This window comes from Bacillus sp. SA1-12 (assembly GCF_000981385.1).
Lineage (GTDB): Bacteria > Bacillota > Bacilli > Bacillales > Bacillaceae > Metabacillus.
Window position 1 is genome coordinate 14,189 of record NZ_LATZ01000140.1, and the last position, 21,954, is coordinate 36,142.

The window sequence follows — 21,954 nt, forward strand, 5'->3', positions numbered from 1 at the left end:
AAGCTGTTCCTCTATGGCAAAAAATTATCCAGTTGGGGAATCCGTTTTCAAAGCTCCATATTTTAAACAGGTTTTATATCCATCTATGGATGGGATTCCTCTTTCTTAGACTAACGGTTTTGCAGACGCATTTTACGATACGCTCTAGCTGTTACGCCCATTTTTTCATTGAAGTAACGACTAAAGTGGGAGGCGCTTTCAAATCCGCAATCATAAGCAATCTCATGAATGGCTTTATCAGGCTCGATTTCAAGTAAATATTTCACTTGTGTTAACCGACATCCCATTACATACTCCATAACAGTAAATCCGGTCATTTCCTTAAATACATGTGACACATAGGATTTGCTTAAATTCAACGCTTCTGCAATCGTTACTAGTGTCAATTTATTCATATAATTCTTTTGAATATAATTTGCTATATTCTCGGCATGTTCTATTTTGTCGCCTTTTTGATTCGGAATTTTAATCGATACCAACTGTCCTAAACGATATACACTAATTAACACTTGTATAAACAAAACCTTCATTTCTGTTTCTGCAAGGTCGTCATGATCAGATTTTTTCTTCAACTCAGCAAGATGGTAAATTAATTCTTCTAGCCGCTTCGATTCTTTACTTTCATTTGTTCGGATTAAACAATGATGCAGCTTTTGAAAAACCTCGATTAAATACACACTTCCCAGTTCCTCCAATACCCCTTTAATCCACTCCGGAGAAAAGTGAAGCAAACTTCGAACATAGTCCTTGTCAGGATCGAAATTCGGTCGGTGCATCGCCAACCCATCCATAAGTAAAATATCTCCGGGTTCTAAATCATAAATTTTATTATGAATTAAATACCGGCACGATCCCTTATGAAAAAAATAGATTTCATATTCTTGATGGGAATGAAAGTCAAAAGAGTAATCATCCTTCCCTTGTATTCTGTATTTTACTCGCAATATTTCTTCCTTCAATTCGCCATTCCTCCAATTGAAACTACTATCAGTTTATATCAGAAAAGCCATCATTTCGTTACCTGAAACTGTCTTGATTATAACTAAAATTGACTGAGAGTGCTTTCATTAATAAGAACGTCGAGAGATAATTGGATGCCTTATGTAGTATATTTACATAACCGCTCCCATGGATCGTTTGATTTATTTTCCCTTTTTTTTGGCCAATAAAAAATAAAAAACGTCTTAAACCCAATATTACCAAGGGTTTAAGACGTTCATTTATATCTATTGAGAAATTGTGATACTGTCAGCAACAAAACTAGTATCACGACAAAGCATCATCCTTGTGCTTATTTTAAGAAGAAAAATAAGTCGACAAGAACACGAACAGAAAAAAACAGTGTGTATGAGTAAGTTTTATCCATTATGGAAGAAGAATGACATGTTATCTAGTATCCTAAACTTCAACAAAGACCCATCCCTTTAGAGATTGTTTTTGCAAGCCAAACTTTACGCAAAACTCTTTGAGTACCAGTGCTCCGGAATCATTTCCTTCTCCAGCTCGAGAAGTTCATTGATCATTTGATCAGCATCAGCAATTGAGTTAACTAGAGGGTCCGTCAACATAGCTCTTCTAAGTTTCTCGCGGCTCCCCTCAATCACGGCTTCTGCCGTCAATTCATGGGTATCCAGCACGAGTTCCTGCATACCTCGGATTCCGCGAGGCATCTCTCCAACAGGTAACGGCTTCACACCATCCATCGTTACCTCACACAACAATTCGAGGAAGGCATCATTGTTCATGTTTGTTACTGCTCCTTCATTAAATGTGTTAATATAGAACGGTTTACCCAATCCCCCCACCATATTTTCAATAATATCTGTTGCGTGGTCTGGAGCAAAAGAAGTCATATACTCATTAATTGGTGTTTCTCCACTTAGGAAACTGTCCACTTGCCGCCACATATCCGCATGCCGCTGATAGCGGTCTTCCGTTTCCCAGATTGAAAGCGGTGGAATCGCATCCTTCAGTTTGCCGAGTCCTTGCCAATAAGGGACATACTCTTTGGTATGAGCAGTACAAGTCGGGACATACCCAAAGATGTCGTACAATTGGTAACTTATTGCATCATTGAAGAGAGCCTTGGCTCCAGTATCGCCACCTACTGTCTCCGTCTCAGCTGATCGTTTCATCGAGTTTGCAATCGAAGGGAGTACATTCATTCCTTCGTACGCTGCCTTTAATAGCCATGTAAAATGGTTCACTCCGGCAATGCGTATATCGAACTTGCTGTCAATCTCCTCCGTATACTCACTTATATCCTGAATAATCCCCGCCCGTTTTGCATAAATGATTTTTTTATGAGGCATATGGTGAGAATCACATAAGGCAAAGCTCTTCAGATTAGGTGCATAACGTTTTAACGCAATTCCATGTACAGTGGAAGGATTGATATAATTAATGACCCAAGCCTCAGGACAGATGGCTTCGATATCTCTGGCGCAATCCATAATAACAGGGAGCTCACGCATTGCCCGGAAAATTCCGCCCGGCCCAATTGTATCTCCAGAGCACATTCTTATCCCATACTTCTCAGAGACCGCACAGTCAATTCCTCTATACTTTACTGTATCTTCAGCAAAACTAAGAACCACGAAGTCCGCGTCCTTAAGCACCTTCCTCCGGTCAACCGATCCCTCTATCTTCAAATCTACTTTATTTTCTTTGACAACCATTCTGGCAAGCTTCATTAATTTATTCAAGCGTTCTTCATTCGTATCTACCAAGGCTAATGTGCCTTTGTTTAGATACTCTGAGTGAACCATCTGCCAGATGGCCTGCCGACCAAAAAATAAGCTTCCCGCTCCTATAACGACAACTTTTGGTTTATAACTAGTCATGTTCTTCTCCTCCAATCATCTATTTCACCATTTATTATAGGTGAATAAAGGAAAATCGGAATGTAAGAGAGTAAGTATATCATGTCATTTAGTAAGATTCTTTTACCTATGCAGTCCCTTTCGTTATAATAGATTAATACCTACTATATCCAAAAGTACGGAGTTGAACGCCATGGATAACATGAAAATTTTTAATGAGCTGTCTGAGCTTGTTATGATCCACATTAATTCTTGCAGCGAAATTACTCATCCAAGCAATTGGGTAGAGAGCAAGCATCATCCAGATTTCGACTTATGGTACCTTTCCGAAGGACAAATTGAAATCCGTATTCAAGAAAAGGTATACTGCGCTTCAGAAGGAGACCTGATTCTTTTTAGTCCTAAGGTAGCATATACGGCTTCAGCTCTAGGTTCAGGATGTAGATTTATTTTTACACACTTTGATTTTGTGCTTGGAAATCATTTTGGAATTTTAGACAGCTTTCAGCTTTCAGGCATTATTGCCAGCGATATTGTTAAGGAAGAATGCAACCTATTTTTAGATACTTATGACCAATATAAACGCAGCAGCCCGATGTCAGGTATCCGATTAAAGGGATGCTTCACAATTCTAATTGCCAAGATCATGGAACTATACGGACTTGGGGAATATCGGGGAGAATTTATCCATCACTCTTCCGACCAGAAGCAGTTGATGAGTTTACAGACTCTTGATCCAGTCTTTGATTATATCCAAAATCATCTGCATCAAACGATAAACGTTGGGGAGCTGGCAATACTAGCTGGTATGTCGGAGAAGTATTTTTTCTATTATTTCAAACAATCCTTAGGTATTACACCAGGCAGGTATATCTATCAATTAAAAATGAATCGCGCACGAGAGCTGTTGTATAGTAAACGATATTCAATTAAACAAATAGCTGACATGCTTGGTTACCCTGATCCATACAGCTTTTCAAAGGCGTTTAAGAAATTTTATAAAGTGCCTCCTTCCCAGTTTGTTTGGTAATAGAGAGAGTTCCTGCAGAAGTAAAAAATATTATGGTTAAAATACGATACTTCAATGTTATTTATATATTTCTTTTGATTTATATTAATGCCGTGTATGTCATCTCTATTACTCTATAGATTCTCATAGGTAAAATAAAGACCACTCACTATATATTCATAAAACAGTAAAGTGGTCTTTATCTATTAAAAAGTTGATTTTCAATTACCCTTCATTATGATCTGTGTCTTCCAACCACTTGAAGTAAAACATATTTATACTGGCTGCAAGTCAAAATACTTTGATACTACTTTAAGTGTTGTTTCTTTCGCTGTCTTAATCGTTTCTTCGGCATCCAGTTTATAATATTCAGGACGGAATAATTCAACAGATACAACGTCAGAGTACCCAATTTCCTTCAAAGTTGATAATAAGGTATCTAAATCAATCGCTCCAAGTCCAGGCCACACGCGGTCTTCATCTGTAAGGAAACCAATTGGGAAGTCCTCTGTGTCATCGATATGCAAAATAAAGATTTTAGAACCATCCGCTTTTTTAAGATCCTCTAATTTTGACCCCATCGCATGGAAATGAAAACAATCAAAAACTAAGCCAACATTCTCACGATTAACGGTTTCGACAATATCATATGCTTGGCCAAATGTATTGACAGTGCATTGCGGATGCCCTATAAATTCAACTGCAATTTTCACGCCATAAGGTTCTGCGATATCTGACAGTTCTTTCAGCACTTCTACACAGCTATTTTTAATATCCTGTTTCAACATCTTCTGTTCTGTAACAAGCGGTACGGCCACCACATATTTTACGCCCAGTTTTTTCGCAGCTTCCATCATCTCTTTGAATTCATTAATGATTTCTGTGTGACCTGCTTCATCACGATTATTGAAAAACACTAATGCATTAAATGCTAGCGGCTTGATATGGTGCGTGTTGAAAAATTCAACGAGTTCGTCCAAAGACTTTTCCTTTAAATACTCTGGCAATTTGTCCATGGTTCGAATTTCGATATAGTCATAGCCATGTTTCTCACAATATTCCAAGTCCGTTGCTAGATTGGAATTCTCCAACGTCGTAGCCTGATTAAAACAAAGTTTCATATTAAGTCCCCCATTCGTTTTCATTCGACTGTAGATGTATCAACAAAAACACCTTCTATTAAAAGCCCGTTATTCTAAGTCTCTTCACTTCAAACAGTATGCACGATTTTTCTAACTGAAAACCCTAACAGCGACAGTGCCATATTTAATAAGAGTTTTAGACTGTTGCACCAATTGTTTTTTCATTTTTATAGAAGTCTGGCTTCTCGGATAATGTCACAGGCTCTTTTTCTCCTGAATGCTGGGCTTTTACACAAGCATCCGCTGTGACAGCTGCAATGTAGCCATCCCAAGATGTTGGACCATTAGGCTCGCCTGTTTTCTTGATTGAGTCGATAAAATCTTGCAATTCTATGTCATAAGCATCGATAAAGCGATCTTTCCAATCCATTAAGATGCATGTACCAAGCTTCCCATCCTTACGAGTGGTGATCCCTGGGAACTCAGGCAGATAGGCAATCCCTTCTTCACCGATCACTTCACACTGGATATCATAGCCGTACTGACAGTTTACAAACACTTCTGCTGTAATGATGATACCGCTATTTGTTTCTAACGTAATGAGCTGCGGGTCGGATAAGTGTGCAAGTGCGCGGGATGATTTCTTCGGAAATGCCACCTGTACAGATTTATAGTCATCATTGATTAACCAATGCAATACATCAATTTCGTGAATGAGTGTATCGTGAATGGCCATATCTGTTGTATAGTTCTCTCCTACAGAAGGGTTTCTGTGTACGCAGCGAACCATTAATGGATTGCCAATGTAATTGCTGTCAATGGCTTGTTTTAATTGTACGTAACCATTGTCATATCTTCGCATAAATCCAACCTGTACTAAACGCTTACCATGTTTCATTTCCGCTTCTACAATTCTCATGCAGCCTTCTGCTGTTGTTGCTAACGGTTTTTCACAAAAAACATACTTCCCAGCTTCAATGGCTGCCAGTACACTTTGTTCATGAGCAGGACCCCAGCTTGTTACTAACACCGCTTCCACATTTTCATCAGCAACAAGTGCTTTATCATCAGGATAGATAACTGCATCTAGCTTGAATTGATTTACAACGTTTCTTGCCGATGCTTCGTTCACATCCGTTACAGCGACAATTTTTCCACCAGATAGTTTGTTTGTGATTCTTTTAATATGTTCACTGCCGATTGCACCTGTTCCGATCACGCCAAATTTTAAAGTCATGGTCATTCCTCCAAATTTATTTAGTAGTTGCCGAAAGTTTGTTTTTCTTGAAAGGACAAGTCTTATTGTTTTACGTTCAACCTGCACATCATCTTTATAACTATTTACTCTCACTACTTTCGTTATATTTCCGACATTATAGCCTAAACAAAGGACAACGCTTACAAATTCAACGTATCTATAAGGATAGTGTCCTCCAAACAATATCTTCTCTTTTAAATGAAAAAGACAAATGGACCTGAAATCCCTCTTCTTTGAATTAGGGTTATCGATTACCCTTAAAAAGTTGATTTCATTTTATCCTATACTTCAGGATATTTCAATATCTTTTTAATAAAGTTTATATTCTGATAATTATTTTAGAGTTTTTTCCGCATCGATCTGGTTTATCGATTCCTCTTTGTGATAGATGCCTCTTCTTTACAGTTCAACAAAAAAAGTTTAAATGCAATAAAAAGACGAGAAATCAAAGTAAAACTATGATTTTCTCGCCTTTTTTTCTTTTTGAATAATACATTTTAAAATGGTTTCCAGTAGATAGAACTTCTCATCCAGATATAAATTTCAATCTACTCTTTATTAAGTTTTGCTGTTGAATGACGAATAATAAGTTCTGGTAAAAGAGAAATACGTTGCTTCATGTTATTCTTTTTATTAATTTGCTGAGCCAACAGTTCCATTGCCTGTTTTCCCATTTCGTGTATCGGTATATTTACGGATGATAGCTGAGGCTCTACAATCTTACACATAACCGTGTTATCAAATCCGATGATAGAAAGTTCATCCGGTATCCTGATCCCAAGGCCCTTCGCTGCAAGCATCGATCCAATTGCCAGTATATCATTACAGCCAAATATCGCTGTAGGCCTTTGTGCATTGTTAAGCAATTCTTTAGCATGCACCGCTGCCCCTTCAATGGTTGGTTCATTAATTGTAATAACTAAGTTTTCATTAACCTCTAGTCCGGCATTTTCGATAGCCTTTTTATATCCCTTAATTCGTTCCGTCCCGCTTATGGTTGCGTCCTCGGCAATAATTCCAATTCTGCGGTGTCCTAATGACAACAAATGTTCAGTTGCAAGATAACCTCCTAAATAATCATCTCCGGTTACACTGCCTACAGGAAGTTCCGGTCGTTGAAATGCAAAAAGGACGATCGGCAATTCTTCCTCAATAAGCTGTTTTAACACTTGTTCGTTTTTAAAGATCGAAGCAATAATTATACCGTCTACATGTTTCTGCTTTAATAAGGTAATATGTTTAGCTTCCTTTTCAGGGTCACTCCCGGTACTGCACATGACAACACTAAATCCCAACTCCTGCCCATATTCCTCTATATATTTTAAATACTGGGCATATATAGGGTTAGCCGCATCAGGAATTAACAGTGCAATAGTGTAAGTAGATTTTCCTTTCATCGCAGAAGCCAGCACATTAGGTTGATAATGAAACTCCTCGATGATTTGCATGATTTTATTTTTTGTTTTCTCGCTTATCCGGCCCTTATTATTAATTACCTTGGAAACCGTAGTAGCAGAGACTCCCGCTTCCCTCGCAATATCGTAAATGGTTGGTTTCATTTCTTCCCACTCTTTCAACCGATGTATATTCTTTTCACAACGAAGTGGTATGCACAAACTCCCAGCAATCGTACTGATTTATTATTGGATTATTATATCATAGTCCATTGTGTTCAGCATATCTTTCTCTCTTTCAAATTCTAGATATGGTAAGAATAAAAGGTAATAAACCCCTAATAAAAAAAGACTGCAAAGAATTCATAAGAACTCCATTGCAGTCTATTGATCTATTTCTATACCGGCATTTCTCTCCGGTGTAACTTCAAATCAACATCTTTTTTTGGTTATTTATTTTGCTTGGATGTCAACCTGTTCCAAGTATTCCTGTTGATCTTGCTTATCATGATTACGGAATTTATGTTCCAACTGTTCAAGAGTCAGTCCCTTTGTTTCCGGTAAGAATTTATTCACAAATCCGATTGCTGCAAGTCCCAAAGCAACAAAAATAAAGAACGTTGTAGATAAGCCAACCTTATCAAGCAATACTGGAAATGCCAAGCCAATAAAACCATTAACAACCCATAAGAAAAGAACAGTAACACCCATACCTATCCCGCGTAAACGAAGCGGGAATATCTCTGAAAGCATCAACCATGTGACAGGTGAGATTGCTCCCTGTTGAAAAGCAAGAAACGTTACTGTTAGAGTAAGTACGACGTATGGCAATGCCACAGATCCTTCAAGCGAAAGAGAGAATATCCCAATAAGTAAAAGTGACACCGTAGTTCCTGCCAAGCCAGTTATCAACATTGGACGACGGCCAACTTTGCCGAGAAGCCAAATACCAACAAAAGTAGCTAAAACTGAAATGGCACCGTTTGCAATATTACCAACAAGAGCAGCCTCAGTTCCTAAACCAGCATCTTTAAGAATTTGAGTACCGTAGTACATGATTGAGTTAACACCTGTAACTTGTTGCACTACTGCAATTCCAATCCCTAGCAATAGGATACGGCGAATCCAAGGTACACTTAAATCTTTATATGTTGCTTGCTTAGTCCCTGCCTCTTTCGCAAGAGTTTCCTCAATTTCATTAAGCTCTGATTGAGCTTGTTTTTCTTCACGTATCTTAAGGAGGACGCTTAGGGCATCCCTATTTTTTCCTTTTGATACCAGCCAACGCGGGCTTTCCGGAACTCTAAGCATGCCAAAGAATAAGAAAATAGCTGGAAGTGACGCGATTGCAAGCATGTAGCGCCAAACATGATCATGATGAGACATTGTGTTGCCTAAAATAGCATTGATAACAAAGGCTAAAAGTTGTCCGGTAACGATCATCAATTCGTTCTGAGTAACCATTCGGCCCCTTCTGTCTGCTGGTGACATTTCCGCTAAATATGCTGGAACTGTTACTGATGCTCCCCCTACAGCAAGACCTAAAAAGAACCGGGAAATAATCATAATCGTTACGTTCGGTGCAAGTGTACATCCAAGTGTAGATGCAAAGAAAAGCACTGCAAGATATTGAATATTTTTGCGACGTCCGATAATATCTGAAAGCCTGCCGCCAATTATTGCACCGAGTGCTGCCCCAAAAAGAAGTGAACTGGCAACAATACCTTCAGTGAATGAATTAAGGCCAAGTGCTTCAGACATAAACGGCAAAGCTCCATTAATTACACCAGTGTCATATCCAAAAAGAAGCCCTCCGAATGTCGAGACTAAGATAATCGTACGTAAAAACGACTTTTGGTTTCCCTGTTTATTCATATGGATTTCTCCTCTCTTCCCCTTCATAAATAGATATGTTTTTTCTCTATTTATTTTTTAATCAAAGAATGACCGTTAGTTAGATGAACAATAATATTTAAGTGCTTTTAATGTTAATATGATAATAACGATCATTGACTTTTCTTAAGAAGCGCCTTAGATAACGCTTACATTTCCAGTGTTTTCAGTAACACTTTTTTTCCTACACCTGTTGAATCAACGCTATAGTAATCGATTCCTTTTCAACTAAAAGATTTATCGATTACCTGCTAGAGGCAGAAAGTTTATTCTATTTTTTTATAAAACCTCCTTTTTGTCTGCTTTATTTTTACCCTTTTTACAAATACTTTAGATTAAAACGTTTTCAATCCTTATCTAACAATAGGGTAATCGATAACCCTAAATATGGTTTTATATTATCCTATCCTTAAAAAGATATCAACACCTTTTTAGAAAAATTGTATTTATTCCGACATTTCTCTTTTTTTAAACATTCATTTCAAAATACAGGACTAAATATATCAGGTGCCTTCCCCACTAATATGGAGTATTCTGATTCCTTTTACTTATAAAAAATAGCTATTTCTTCCTGATTATAATTTGTAATCGTTAACTGGCAAATTTTGTCTTGCTATTATGTAAAATTTAGTATTTTATTTTATATAAATACGGAAGATTCACAAAAAGGAGATTAGCATGAATAAGAAGTTCGTATATCCATTTTTAGCTGTATCTTTAAGCGTTTCATTAGCAGCCTGCTCGGAAAAAACGAATGCTACAACTGAAACTAATGAAAGTAAAGAAAAAGAAGACCACACTGTTCATTGGTCCTACAAAGGTGAAACGGGACCTAAATATTGGGGAGAATTAGATCAAGCAAACTCAGCATGTGTTAACGGAAGTGAGCAATCTCCAATTAATATTGAATTCTCAAAGATAGTAACGGAAAAAAAATCAGAAAATACTCGGATTCAATATGAACCTACAGCTTTTACTCTTGTCAATAACGGTCATACCGTGCAGGCTAATGCTACAACAGAAAGCAACAGCATCTCAGTTGAAGGTAAAGAGTATAAGCTTGCGCAATTTCATTTCCATACTCCGAGTGAACACCAATTTAATGGCCAAAATTATGATATGGAGCTGCACCTCGTACATAAAGACAGCAATGGAAAGATTGCCGTCCTTGGAGTCATGATACAAGAAGGAAAGGAAAATGAAAAATTTGCATCTATTTGGGATGTATTACCGAAGGATGAAACATCGAAAGAAATGACTGTAAAAGAACCAATTGATTTATTGGGAGTACTCCCTAAAGATCAAACATCAATTCATTATAATGGATCATTAACAACGCCTCCTTGTACGGAAGAGGTGAAATGGATCATATTTGAGCAGCCAATTGAAATGTCGAAAGAACAAATTCAGACATTCCAGCAAATTTTCCCTGATAATCATCGTTCAGTTCAATCTTTAAACGGTCGTGAATTATATAAAATCAATTAAAGGATGATTTTATTTAAAGTGATGACCATTCAAGAGCGATTGAATGGTCATTTTTCCTTTTTTATTGTTGGCTCTGGATTGAAAATTATCTTGCACCGCTCCCTCTTAAGCGATCCAATAAAACGGCTGCTACAATCACGCCTCCTTTTACAACCAGCTGCCAATAATAATTCACATCCATTAATGTTAACCCATTACTAATAACACCCATAATTAAAACCCCTATGATCGTTCCTTGTATTCTGCCCTTACCTCCAGTTAAGCTTGTTCCGCCTAAAATAACTGCAGCAATGGCATCCAATTCATACATTTGTCCTGCAGTTGGCTGTCCAGAATACAATCTTCCAGCTAAAACGACGCCACCTAAACCAGCTAATAAGCCGCTAATGGAATAAACATTTATTAATGTCTTTTCAACCCTGATTCCTGTTAAGCGGGCTGCTTCTTCGTTCCCGCCGATTGCATAAATATGGCGGCCAAACATTGTATACTTAAGGACAAAAAACATCACACCATATACCAAAAGCATGATATAAATCGGGGTAGGTACTCCAAAAATAGCTCCGCCGCCAATGAATTTAAAGGTTTCATTTTGCAAAACGATTGGATAACCGCCGCTTATGACATAAGCAAGACCGCGAACATACGTAAAGCTTCCTAATGTCACGATAAATGATGGCAATTTCGTTTTCGCTGTAAAAAAACCATTAATAAGTCCTACAGCATAACCAACTGCTGCACCTGATAACATCGCAATAATAGGATGAACTCCTGCAGCAGAAACCATAACTGAAATAACACCTGATAAAGCAACTGTGGAACCAACTGATAAATCAATTCCGCCTGTTAAAATAACGATTGTCATCCCAGCTGCCAATACCGCAATAATAGAAACCTGCTTTAATACATTCAACATATTGGCAGTATCTAAAAAGTTTGGTGCTGTGAACGAAAGGACAACACATAATAATAATAGAATCATAATCATTCCTAAACGATTCCATAAATCATGAAGAATAATTCCTACCTGCAGGCTTTGCGATGGTGAAACTGATTGAATATTTTCCTTCATTTTCTTCTACTCCCCTTTCGTAGCTAGGTGCATAATTTTTTCCTGCGTAGCTTCTTTTCTCGAAAGTTCCCCAGTTACTCTTCCTTCACACATGACAAGGATTCGATCACTGAGCCCTAAAACTTCTGGAAGCTCAGATGAAATAACCAATACGGCTAAACCTTGATCCGCAAGCTTTGAGACAATTTTGTGTATTTCAGTCTTTGCCCCGATATCGACGCCCCGAGTAGGTTCATCAAGCAGTAAAACCTTAGGTGTAATGGACAGCCATTTAGCGATGACTACCTTTTGTTGATTACCGCCGCTAAGGTTTGAAACCTGCTGTTCAGGTGAGGCGATTTTTATATTAAGGTCTTTTATAAACTGATCGGCACTCGCATTAACTTGTTTCCAACGAATAATCCCTGACTTTGAATGCTTCTTTAATTCGGCCATTAAAAGATTTTCTTTTACTGACATTGATAAAAATAAACCTTGTTCTTTCCTGCTTTCAGGCACATGAGCAATTCCATTTGCCATTGCATCGATTGGTGATTTTATGTTCACAGACTTGCCATCTACGTATATATCCCCGCTTTTCAGCTCAGATGCACCAAATAGAGCCCTAACAAGCTCTGTTCGACCTGCCCCTACCAGTCCTGCTAAACCTACAATTTCACCAGGGAAAATTTTAAATGATACATCTTTTACAATGGTATTGTCAGAAATATTTTTCAGTTCTAGAACAGGGGCAGCTCCATATGAGCGTGTTGGCTCAGATCCTTTCGTTCGATTAAATAAATCTTTTAAATCGCGACCTACCATTAGCTTTACAAGGTGCTCCGGATTCGTCTCTTCAATCGGCCCGCTAGCAACCCATTCACCGTCACGCAATACAGTGAATCGATTCGAAATCTTAAAGATTTCGTCCATTCTGTGAGAAATATAAACAATAGCAACTCCTTGTTCTTTTAAATCTTCTATCATTTGAAATAGCTTCTTAATTTCTTTATCAGTTAAAGAGGCTGTAGGTTCATCCATGATGAGAACCTCTGCCTTAAAAGATAATGATCTAGCAATCTCGACCATTTGTTGTTGTGCTACACTCAAGGTTGAAACAAGTGCACGTGGATTTAGATTAGCTCCCATTGAATCTAACACCTTTTGTGCACGTTCGTGGACCTCGTCCCATTTGACCATTCCTAATCGATTTCTTGGAAAAGGTGAACCCATTAAAATATTTTCACTGATTGTTAGATTAGGAGAGAGATTTAACTCCTGGTGGATCACACTTATTCCTCTGTTCCTTGCCTCAACAGGATCTCTCCATGATATAGATTGACCTTTAAAATAGATGGTCCCTCCATCCTGATCGGGTGAATGGATCCCTGCAAGGATTTTCATAAAGGTTGATTTCCCTGCACCATTTTCTCCCATTAACGCATGTACTTCACCTGGAAAGAGCTCAATTCTCACATGGTTTAACACCTTTACACCTGAGAATGTTTTACTTATCCCTTCCATATTCAGTACCGGCATTTTCATTATGTGTTGTTTTTTTGTTACCAACTCTTTAACCGCCATACGCCAATCCCACCTTCATATAAAAAGGGTCTGACCCTTCGAATCATTTACCAGCCCTTGTAAGAATTTAATGTATCTTGAGTAACTAGCTCAACAGGTACTTTAATAAGCTCTTCGACTTCTTCACCCTTTTTCACCTTCATGCCAATTTCAACTGCTTTTTTCACCATTTCACTTGGTGATTGAGCAGAAGTAGCCATAATGGAGCTTCCTTCTTTCGCCATTGCCTCTGTCGCTTCGGGAGCACCATCAACACCTACAATGAAAAACTCATCTTTTCTTCCAGCTTGCTCTGAAGCAATTTCAACACCGATTGCTTCAGGGTCATTAATCGCAAATACAGCGTCAATAGCCCCCGATGGATTCGCTTGTAAAATACTTTCCATAACTGATAAAGCTTTTTCACGGTTTCCTTCACCATTTTGCTTTGCAACTACTTTAATTCCAGACTCTTTAATCACATCCTCAAACCCTTGAATGCGATCTGTAACAGCTGATACAGGAGGTCCATCAATAATAACAATGTTTCCTTTTCCATTTAATTGTTCAACCACATATTCACCAGCAAGCTTGCCTGCTTGGTAGTTATCTGAAGTAACAGTAGCATCAACTCCGCCCTCAGCATTTGTATCAACTGCAATGACTGGAATGCCAGCATCCTTTGCTTGTTGAACAGCTGCAGCAATCCCCTTTGTATCAACTGCATTCAATAAAATCACATCTACTTTTTTGGTAATAAAGTTTTCAATATGAGACGTTTGCTTTGCAAGATCATATTCAGCACTTTCTACAAGGACCTCCGCACCTAATTCCTTTCCAGCTTCTTCAACACCTTTCCCCATAGCAACGAAAAATGGATTTGCTAAAGTCCCTACGGTTAATCCGATTTTTAACTTAGCGTCACTGTTTTCTTGTCCAGAGCTACCGGTTGTAGTTTCACTTGCACTGCTGCATGCGGACATTAAAGCAATTACAGCTGATAAAATTAGTACGAATAAAGTTTTTACATTTTTTTTCATAGTTAAGCCCCCTAGGAATGAATAATTTAAAAACGATTTTCAAGGATAGTAACGATTGATGAAAGCTATTATAAACGCTTACAAAATGTAGCTGCATCACCTCCTTTAAGTGATTAAATTATGAGGCATTGTCTTAAAATGAAGTTCTTCTATGATGTTTGTGTAATGAAATGGGAATTTTAAAGAAGTACTTGTTAGCGTTTTTAATAAAAGTGGTAAATGAAGAAACAAATGATTTTTTACGAATGATCATTTTGTGTAAATTGATCGTATATGATTATTTTTGATTGCTTTTGATTATATTATGCTTCTTAACAACTGTCAATATTTTGGCAAAATTCAGTAAATTATATTAAAAATAGTAAATATTAACCATTTATCTTTTTTAAAACTATGCTTTTATATGAATTTCCCAGGGGCTTTGAATGATAATCCTTCCATTCATTTTGTTACACTCTAAACAAATAATTTCCAAGAATATTTATTTTTGTGAATCTCAATATAAAGGTAAAAAAAATTAATACATGTTGGTGAGGCTTGAAAAATAATCATGATAATAAAAAGCTCAAAATTATTGAATAAGTAAAAAGACGCACAACTAGAAAACTGTTGTCCGTCCTAATGTCTGTAAATTAAAATTGACTTTAAGAATGTTTACTTTATCACTCATTCCTGGTAACGCCACCTTAAACAGCAACGTTATTTTTTATCCACATTGTCCAATCTATACAACGGTGGACAAAGAAATAAACACACTTCTATGTAAAATAGATACATCTATAGTCAGCTCCAAATCATACACTTAAGAAAAAGCAGAACTGTAAATTTCTGTTTTTTTCTTATACTTCTCCAATATCATCGAATCATCTTCATTCGTAATGATTTTAGCTTGATGCAGTTCGGCAAATTTAGAAAACGAAACCTCTCCAAATTTCGTATGATCTGCAAGGACAAATTTTTCTCGAGAGAGAGAGAGAGCCTTTGCTTTTATTTGCGCTTCTTCTGGATCTGGAGTAGTAAAGCCTAATTCAAAGTGGATTGCATTTGTTCCGATAAAGCATTTATCAAATCGATAATTTTTCATGCTTTCGTAAGCATTACTACCAATCAGCGCTTTTGTTGCTTTTTTGACGTATCCTCCAATGATATAGGTATTTATATCCTTTGCATGTAATGCATCCAAATGGTCAACCCCATTTGTAACGACAACAATATTCTTTTGATCTAAATACTGGATCATTTGGTAGGTTGTTGTACCTGCATCAAGGTATACACAGTCACCATCTTCAATTATTTGCGCAGCATATTTTGCCAGAATCGCTTTTTCTTTCAGATTCTGAGTAGATTTTTCAATCATACTTAGTTCTTCACGTTTTTTTTGTAACAGTGTAGCACCGCCATGTACACGTTTTATGTAGTTTTGCTTTTCTAGTTGATCCAAATCGCGTCGCAATGTAGATTCTGAACTTTTTGTTAAGCCTACTAATTCATGAATGTTAACATTCTCTTTTTCCTTTAAATAATCTAATATCAAACGATGACGCTCAGATATAAGCAAACTATCTCCCCCTAACTACAATAGTTAAAATATAAAAAATGTTAGATAATCAATTCCTTTACTTTACCATCTTGTCTTCAACGTGTATAACATAACGTATCTTTTGTTGATTGACAATAAGGCTGATTTATTCGTTGGTCAATTGTTTCGTTCCATGTATTATACAACTTATTTATTCCTTTAAATCAGTACATTCATCCCATTTGCTCTGGACAGCAGACAGACAAAGAAAACAGTGAATTGAGAAATAAAAAAAGGATACCTTCGGCGACAACCGATAGGTAACCTTTTACACTTAACGATATTAAATTTACCCCTTCACCCGACCAATTGCGATTCCGTCTCCAATCGGCAGGATGATCGATTCCAGATTTGGATCTTTTGCCAGTCGATCATTGAAAGCACGTATGTAATCTGTTTGTGCATCACCATACGAGGTATCACAGACCCTTCCTCCTCGTAACACATTATCACCGACTATCAGTGCACCGGGATTGGCAAGTTTTAATGACCGTTCCAGGTAATTTGGATAATTTTCCTTATCCGCATCAATAAAAATAAAATCAAACCTTTTTTGTTCCTTTTCGAGCTGGTCCAAGCTCTTTAAAGCCTCGCCAGTATAATAGGTTACTTGGTCACCAAAACCAGCTTTTTTTAGATTGGTATGTGCCAATTGGGCAAATTCTTCTTTCAACTCCAGTGAGGTTAAATGGCCCTCTTCCCGAAGACCGCGTACAAGACAGATACCACTGTACCCTCCAAGAGCTCCAATTTCCAATATCTCTTTGGCACCTGAAATTTTTACTAATAGGGTCAACAGCTTTCCGATTTCCGGCGGTACGGATATATTTCGCATACCGTTAGCACGAATGCTTGCTAAGACTTGATCTAATATAGCATCATCTTTCGTAAACAGAGAATGGATATACGCTTCAATTTTCATCCTTTTCCTCCTGAATGTAAAGTGGTATTGCTTTCGACAAACAATATCTTTAAAAGATGATCTATCCTTTTTTATGATAAGTATGTTATTTTTTCTTGAATAGCCGTTCTCTCTTTTGGCTCATTTATTTCTTCAGGATATCCTACACCAAATACCCCTACCACATCATAACCATCAGGAACACCAAGAATTTCACGGTTTCTCGGAGAGCTCCCAAACGATGACCAGAATGTGCCAACTCCTTCTTCCCATGCAGCTAAATTAAAATTCTGTACAAAGCATGCTGTAGCAATGAGATTTTCTTCTGTTTCAATTTCAGTTGCACCATGCTTGGATAAAATCGCAAGGACAGCGGGTGCATGAAAGAAATTTGTTTTGTGGTTTAACTTTTCTCTTGTCTCAGGACCAACTACATACACTTCCCATGGTTGAGTCATTTTATGATTAGGCGCCATTGCAGCCGCTTGCAGCCATTTGCTGATTTGCTCCATCTCAACCGGATCTACTTTGAATTTTTTTATTGTACGTCGTGAATTAATAATATCAATGATACTCATGAAAGATTCCTCCTTTAGAATGTTTGGAATTTTTTCTACCTATTTTTTGACATTGTGTTTATGAGGTAAATAAATTCTTTTAAAGAGCTCGTGAGCTTAAAGGTATCGTCAAATTTGGACCAGCAATTATTTTATGTAGCGACCCTAAATATTAAATCGACTATAAAATGTTATTTCCGTCTAAATCCTTGTGGTTTTAACTGGCTTGTCATTTTCATCATAATCTCAACAAGTGCAGTTTGTTCCTCTGATGTTAGCTGATTAAACGGGCCAGAAAGCAGCTCCACTTGGGCATTTTTCATTTTCGTGATGGTTTCTTTACCAGCCTCTGTTAATTTGACAATTCGTGTTCTCGCATCGTTCTTATCTGATTCACGATATACCATTCCAGCAAGCTCTAAACGATCAATCATTTGTGACATTGAACTTGAACGAACCTCCAGCCGTTCAGCAAGCTGTCCGATCGTACTGCCATCGTGTTTCCACAAAAAGCGCAAAATCAGCCATTGGGTTTTTGTTATCTCAGTCGCATTTTGGTTACTCCGCTGATTTCGCTTCATAAACCGGCCAATCGCTTGAAAACAGTCTACAAATTGTTCCAGCTGTTTATCACGTGTTTCCATCTAACATTCACCTCACAAAATAAATTATATAGCGATCCTAAATAAATTGTCAATACATGGTTATCCTTATTATTGCGAGTATACCTCTATAAAGGCATGGGAACCGATGCCTTTATAGAGGTATACTTTTTACAAAAATCCCCTCAATCTATTATGATTTCTAATGATCAATAATTAAAATAGGAACTCCCATATAAATATCTATTATTCTTTGTAAAAATTATTTGTTTAGACTCTCTATGTTTATTAAAAACTTGCTTCCTATTACTTTTTTTGGTATTATAACTGACGAACGTTCGTAAAATTTCGAGGTGATGACTATTGAAAATCAATGAAATTAAAGATGCAGCCCTAAAATATTTCACTATTCATGGGTATGAAGGTGCATCCCTCTCTCAAATAGCAGAAGAAGTCGGCATGAAAAAGCAATCAATCTACGCCTATTTTAAAGGGAAGGATGATCTCTTTCTGCAAGTTTTACATGATGCGAAAGAGGCTGAGCTGTCTTCAAAACTTCATTATTTCAGCAAAATCGGTGCACAAAATCCTGAACAAGACTTGTACGGGTTCTTGCAATTGGTGATTGATCTATTCCAAAAAAATGAACATTTAAAGTTTTGGCTGCGCATGTCCTTTTTTCCGCCACCCCATCTTGCAAAGGCTATTGAAAAGGAAGTTATCGATATTGAGAGTAAGGTGCAGGCGATCTTCGAAAATAAATTCCAGGATTGGATTGATGCGAAAGCAATAGTTGAAGACAAAGCAATAACACCTACGTTTGCGTTCTTAGGAGTAGTCGATTCCATCATGGTCGAGCTTGTATACGGCAATGATGAAAAACGACTAAAGGACAAATTAGATGCCTCTTGGAAAGTATATTGGAGAGGCATTTCACATTAAAGATTCACGACAGAAAGAGGTGTTGATCTATGAAGAAACCAATAAAAGAACAAAAAGGAGTACTTATTATCCTCCTGAGCAATCTATTTATTGCCTTTTTAGGTATTGGCCTTATCATTCCTGTTATGCCATCCTTTATGAATATCATGCATCTATCAGGAAAAACGATGGGCTATCTTGTTGCCGTTTTTGCGGTGGCACAACTAGTAATGTCACCATTTGCAGGACGTTGGGTTGACCGTTACGGCAGAAAAAACATTATCATAGCCGGTTTATTTCTTTTTGGTGTTTCTGAACTTATCTTTGGTTTAGGAAAGAATGTATCATTGCTTTATTTATCAAGGATTCTTGGGGGGATTAGTGCCGCATTTATTATGCCGGGTGTTACTGCCTATATGGCCGATATTACCTCTGTTCAAGAACGTCCAAAAGCGATGGGGTATATTTCAGCGGCCATAAGCACTGGCTTTATTATAGGGCCTGGAATTGGCGGATTTATTGCAGAATATGGAATAAGAATGCCTTTCTTTTTTGCAGCAGCCATTGCCTTTTTAGCATGCATTTCATCTATATTTCTTTTAAAGGAGCCGCTAACAAAGGAACAGCTTGCAGAAATGTCTGCTCATACAAAACAGTCAAGCTTTTTAAGCGATTTAAAACGTTCCCTTAATCCCCTATACTTTATTGCATTTATGATTGTATTTGTATTAGCGTTCGGTTTATCAGCATATGAAACAGTCTTTAGCCTATTTTCTGACCATAAATTTGGTTTTACTCCTAAGGACATTGCCTTAATTATTACGATAAGTTCACTCTTTGGCGTGATTGTTCAAGTATTTATGTTTGGAAAAATGGTCGACCTGCTCGGTGAAAAAAAGCTGATTCAAATTTGTTTATTAGCTGGTGCCATATTAGCTGTAGTATCAACCATGATTTCTAGTTTTTTGGCGGTGCTTACGGTAACTTGCTTTATCTTCCTCGCATTTGATCTGCTTCGCCCGGCATTGACAACATTTTTATCAAAAGCTGCCGAAAATGAGCAAGGTTTTGTTGCTGGAATGAACTCAACCTATACGAGCTTGGGGAATATCGCCGGACCGGCAATTGGCGGAATCCTGTTTGATGTAAACATCCACTATCCTTATCTTTTCTCATCGGCCATTATGATCATCGGCCTGAGCATTACCGTCATGTGGAAGGAAAAGCAATTGGCACAAAGCTTAGCTGAATAATTGAAATAAGAAATAAGAAATAAAAAAGAGAAACCGGTTTTCCAATAAAGCGGAACAACCGGTTCTTACCATTATTGAGTATTTGGTTTTACATACTTCATATATACAAGTTCATTAATTCCGCTACTTTTACTATATTTATGTTTAATTCGTTTAAATTCCTTGTAGCCGAGCTTTTCATAAAGGTTAACAGCATTCGTATTTGTATCGGCCACTTCCAATATGTATTAATGATAATGAGGCAAATGAAATAAATGATCCATTATAGCTGTTGCAACGCCCTTGCCTCGATAGCTGGAAGCTGTGGCAACAAATTCAACCGATGCTATTTTGTCTCCAGTCTCAATTGGAGGTTTTTCAAATTCCCGTTTTAAAAATATCGATGCTAATGTGCCTTTATAAAACCCTAAATGCCTTCTAAGCTCTTTATTATTTAGGTAAACGGAAGAAGCTTTTCCATTCGTGCATGCTGTGATACCGGCCATTTCCCCATCGATCACCGCACAATAAAACACATCCGCATTAAACATATGCTCAAAAGCCTGAACTAATATTTCTTTATCTTTTGAGAGAATGGCAAGATGTTTGCCAAAAGCCATCTACAAAAATCTCACTTATTTTCTTTTTGCCATCTTCCCCTAATTCGCTTGCATGTACGATCTCAATTGTCATCATCCTCTTTCCCTTCTAAATTGTATGATGTACTCCTTAATATTTCATTTTTAAATTACTACGTCACAATGTATGCGAAATATTTATCATTTACTTCTCTATCAAGTAAATTTTGCTTTTCCCAAGCAATTAAGTTTCTAACTTTTCGAGATAAAATGTTAACCTTTATACAATTTATGTTAACATATATTTAACAATCCATTTGAACTGGAGGTGCATTATGTATAAACTGCGCGGCCATCATCTTTTTTGTCTTTTGGGCTATCGGGGAATGGGCTATTCTCCAGAATATGTGGCAAATATGACCCGATTGCATCAAACCTTGAGAAACAATCCCAAAACACGGATTAACCTTGTAAAAGGACCTGATCAACTGTGTGAAAAGTACCCTAACTCAGGAGAATACCACTGCCAAAATGAAAATATCTACAAGAGAGATGAGGCGATCTTAAACATAATGGGACTTGAAATCGGACAAATTTTGAGTTGGGAGGACATTGAAACCCGTATCCAAAAACATGTGAGCACCTCCGATCTCCAAAACGTCTGTAAAAACTGTTCTTGGCGTTCCTATGGGTTTTGTGAAGAAGGTATTAGAGAGATTCTTGAAGGGAAGGGTTTAAGGGAAGTGACATAAGACCTTCCTATTCTATTACTTTAACGTTCAGTATCCTGTTTCGTCACAACCATATCCTCGGTCAAAACGTCTAACTTTAGACAAGGCTGTTGTAAAGAAATTCATACAAATCGAGTAGGAGGGGGTGACTAACCCCCGACCTCTCACACCACCGTACGTACCGTTCGGTATACGGCGGTTCAATTAAGTTTGACGTAGAAATTCATATCTTTGATATAAACTTTTAAGCCCA

At 37.4% G+C, this 21,954-nt stretch carries 19 protein-coding genes; 5 read left to right on the top strand and 14 right to left on the bottom strand.

Annotation, left to right across the window (positions count from 1 at the left end; all coding sequences use genetic code 11):
• Positions 1-110: 110 nt before the first annotated feature.
• Positions 111-959 (bottom strand): AraC family transcriptional regulator, encoded by an 849-nt coding sequence (locus WQ54_RS31605; protein ID WP_046590939.1) that lies wholly within the window; start codon positions 957-959, stop codon positions 111-113.
• Between the two features lie 492 nt (positions 960-1,451).
• Complete coding sequence (locus WQ54_RS31610; RefSeq protein WP_197089708.1) at positions 1,452-2,843, bottom strand: glycoside hydrolase family 4; 1,392 nt, start codon at positions 2,841-2,843, stop codon at positions 1,452-1,454.
• A gap of 172 nt (positions 2,844-3,015) precedes the next feature.
• On the opposite strand from WQ54_RS31610, the gene WQ54_RS31615 reads away from it, so the two are divergent.
• Positions 3,016-3,852, top strand: coding sequence for an AraC family transcriptional regulator (locus tag WQ54_RS31615; RefSeq protein WP_231597735.1), 837 nt, complete (start codon positions 3,016-3,018; stop codon positions 3,850-3,852).
• 254 nt (positions 3,853-4,106) lie between these two features.
• Here the strand turns inward: WQ54_RS31615 and iolI are convergent, their stop codons facing one another.
• The 4 genes from iolI to WQ54_RS31635 form a co-directional block, all read right to left on the bottom strand.
• Positions 4,107-4,952 (bottom strand): 2-keto-myo-inositol isomerase, encoded by an 846-nt coding sequence (gene iolI, locus WQ54_RS31620; RefSeq protein ID WP_046590945.1) that lies wholly within the window; start codon positions 4,950-4,952, stop codon positions 4,107-4,109.
• A gap of 157 nt (positions 4,953-5,109) precedes the next feature.
• Positions 5,110-6,150, bottom strand: coding sequence for a Gfo/Idh/MocA family protein (locus tag WQ54_RS31625; RefSeq protein ID WP_046590972.1), 1,041 nt, complete (start codon positions 6,148-6,150; stop codon positions 5,110-5,112).
• Positions 6,151-6,719: 569 nt separating this feature from the next.
• Positions 6,720-7,730 (bottom strand): LacI family DNA-binding transcriptional regulator, encoded by a 1,011-nt coding sequence (locus WQ54_RS31630; RefSeq protein ID WP_046590949.1) that lies wholly within the window; start codon positions 7,728-7,730, stop codon positions 6,720-6,722.
• 288 nt (positions 7,731-8,018) lie between these two features.
• Positions 8,019-9,440: a sugar porter family MFS transporter gene (locus WQ54_RS31635; RefSeq protein ID WP_046590950.1), complete on the bottom strand. Its 1,422-nt coding sequence runs from the start codon at positions 9,438-9,440 to the stop codon at positions 8,019-8,021.
• A 696-nt stretch (positions 9,441-10,136) separates the two neighbouring features.
• Here WQ54_RS31635 and WQ54_RS31640 point away from each other — a divergent pair.
• Positions 10,137-10,946 carry a carbonic anhydrase gene (locus WQ54_RS31640; protein WP_046590951.1) on the top strand — a complete coding sequence of 270 codons (810 nt, stop codon included), beginning with the start codon at positions 10,137-10,139 and terminating at the stop codon, positions 10,944-10,946.
• A gap of 85 nt (positions 10,947-11,031) precedes the next feature.
• On the opposite strand, the gene WQ54_RS31645 is transcribed toward WQ54_RS31640, so the two are convergent.
• The 7 genes from WQ54_RS31645 to WQ54_RS31675 form a co-directional block, all read right to left on the bottom strand.
• A complete protein-coding gene (locus tag WQ54_RS31645) occupies positions 11,032-12,018 on the bottom strand; it encodes an ABC transporter permease (RefSeq protein WP_046590953.1) in 987 nt (328 codons plus the stop codon).
• Positions 12,019-12,024: 6 nt separating this feature from the next.
• Positions 12,025-13,581 carry a sugar ABC transporter ATP-binding protein gene (locus WQ54_RS31650; protein WP_046590956.1) on the bottom strand — a complete coding sequence of 519 codons (1,557 nt, stop codon included), beginning with the start codon at positions 13,579-13,581 and terminating at the stop codon, positions 12,025-12,027.
• 47 nt (positions 13,582-13,628) lie between these two features.
• The gene (locus WQ54_RS31655) at positions 13,629-14,600 is read right to left on the bottom strand and encodes an ABC transporter substrate-binding protein (RefSeq protein WP_046590957.1); all 972 of its coding nucleotides are present in this window, start codon (positions 14,598-14,600) and stop codon (positions 13,629-13,631) included.
• 802 nt (positions 14,601-15,402) lie between these two features.
• On the bottom strand, positions 15,403-16,158 hold the full coding sequence (locus WQ54_RS31660) for a DeoR/GlpR family DNA-binding transcription regulator (RefSeq protein ID WP_046590959.1): 756 nt from the start codon (positions 16,156-16,158) through the stop codon (positions 15,403-15,405).
• Positions 16,159-16,468: 310 nt separating this feature from the next.
• On the bottom strand, positions 16,469-17,101 hold the full coding sequence (locus tag WQ54_RS31665) for an O-methyltransferase (protein WP_046590961.1): 633 nt from the start codon (positions 17,099-17,101) through the stop codon (positions 16,469-16,471).
• A 71-nt stretch (positions 17,102-17,172) separates the two neighbouring features.
• Positions 17,173-17,658 carry a nitroreductase gene (locus tag WQ54_RS31670; protein ID WP_046590963.1) on the bottom strand — a complete coding sequence of 162 codons (486 nt, stop codon included), beginning with the start codon at positions 17,656-17,658 and terminating at the stop codon, positions 17,173-17,175.
• A gap of 170 nt (positions 17,659-17,828) precedes the next feature.
• Positions 17,829-18,281 (bottom strand): MarR family winged helix-turn-helix transcriptional regulator, encoded by a 453-nt coding sequence (locus WQ54_RS31675; RefSeq protein ID WP_046590965.1) that lies wholly within the window; start codon positions 18,279-18,281, stop codon positions 17,829-17,831.
• A gap of 321 nt (positions 18,282-18,602) precedes the next feature.
• Between WQ54_RS31675 and WQ54_RS31680 the strand changes: the two genes are divergently transcribed.
• Both WQ54_RS31680 and WQ54_RS31685 read left to right on the top strand, forming a co-directional pair.
• Positions 18,603-19,181 (top strand): TetR/AcrR family transcriptional regulator, encoded by a 579-nt coding sequence (locus WQ54_RS31680; protein WP_046590967.1) that lies wholly within the window; start codon positions 18,603-18,605, stop codon positions 19,179-19,181.
• Positions 19,182-19,210: 29 nt separating this feature from the next.
• The gene (locus WQ54_RS31685) at positions 19,211-20,413 is read left to right on the top strand and encodes an MFS transporter (protein WP_046590969.1); all 1,203 of its coding nucleotides are present in this window, start codon (positions 19,211-19,213) and stop codon (positions 20,411-20,413) included.
• A gap of 227 nt (positions 20,414-20,640) precedes the next feature.
• On the opposite strand, the gene WQ54_RS32335 is transcribed toward WQ54_RS31685, so the two are convergent.
• The gene (locus WQ54_RS32335; RefSeq protein WP_052738067.1) at positions 20,641-21,012 is read right to left on the bottom strand and encodes a GNAT family N-acetyltransferase; all 372 of its coding nucleotides are present in this window, start codon (positions 21,010-21,012) and stop codon (positions 20,641-20,643) included.
• Between the two features lie 293 nt (positions 21,013-21,305).
• Between WQ54_RS32335 and WQ54_RS31695 the strand changes: the two genes are divergently transcribed.
• Complete coding sequence (locus tag WQ54_RS31695) at positions 21,306-21,722, top strand: DUF1284 domain-containing protein (protein WP_046590970.1); 417 nt, start codon at positions 21,306-21,308, stop codon at positions 21,720-21,722.
• The last annotated feature ends 232 nt before the right edge of the window (positions 21,723-21,954 follow it).